This is a genomic window from Acinetobacter sp. GRABPA_MV_2 (genome assembly GCF_056725885.1).
Window position 1 is genome coordinate 1 of sequence record NZ_JBWZNA010000062.1, and the last position, 978, is coordinate 978.

Genomic DNA, 978 nt, shown 5'->3' on the forward strand with positions numbered 1-978 from the left:
TAACCTGAATCACGGATAAGCCATAGACTTGAAAAAGAGAAGGACTGGAGCCATCAGTTGAGTTACCACACAAAACTTACGACTCTAGTCCTTATGTTCGATAGTACCCAATTATTCTGTATAATTGATGATTTCTTTCTAAAATTTGAATCAATTTACTGGAAATTCTTAAAGCAAAATCTTAAATGCCTAAGAATTCGCCCTGCACAGCTCAGTATTTCTGAAATTGTCTTTATTGCAATTTGGTATAAACATTCACATTTCAATAACTTTAAAGCATTCTTTACGGCACTGAGACATAACTATTTTCATTTATTCAAAAGCCTGCCTTGTTACCAACGTATGATTTACCTGATCAATACTCATCAACTGGCTTTGCATGCCTTACATTTCGCCCTGATGAAAGATCAGCAAAGTTCTTATTTATGGATCGATTCAACGACATTGGCTGTCTGTAAAAATCAGCGAATAAAAAGACATAAATCGCTAGCAGCAATTGCAACTCGTGGTAAAAGTTCTATGGGTTGGTTCTTTGGTTGTAAGTTGCATGTACTTATGAATCAGTCAGGTGAAATACTCAGCACAGCTTTATCAAATGGGCATACAGCAGATATAAAAATGGTTGAACAGTTAGTCAAAGGAATGACTGCTAAATTGTATGCTGATCGTGGCTATATTAGTCATGAATTAAAGAGCAAATTAAGAGTACAAGATATTGATTTAATTACCTATCACCGAAAGAACATGAAATCTATACAGTTATCAAAAGCAGATGAATACCATCTGAAACAACGCAATAAAATAGAAACTTTATTCAGTTTGCTGAAAGGGGCGTACAATCTAGTGACGACTAGAGCGAGAAGTGTTGCAGGCTATTTAGCTGGTATTTATGCATCTTTATGTGCTTATCAAATATGTCATCAAAACAAGCCGATGATTCGTATTATGGAAATATCGGCTTAAACAAGATTCGGGTTA

Annotated in this window: 1 protein-coding gene; it reads left to right on the top strand. The window is 35.1% G+C overall.

The window, feature by feature from the left end:
- Positions 1-93 precede the first annotated feature (93 nt).
- Positions 94-963: an IS982 family transposase gene (locus ACXM0J_RS18810; protein WP_000460543.1), complete on the top strand. Its 870-nt coding sequence runs from the start codon at positions 94-96 to the stop codon at positions 961-963.
- The last annotated feature ends 15 nt before the right edge of the window (positions 964-978 follow it).

Excerpts from the sequence above, each read along its gene's own strand:
- ACXM0J_RS18810 (WP_000460543.1), top strand. The coding sequence starts at position 94 with ATGTTCGATAGTACCCAATTATTCTGTATAATTGATGATTTCTTTCTA.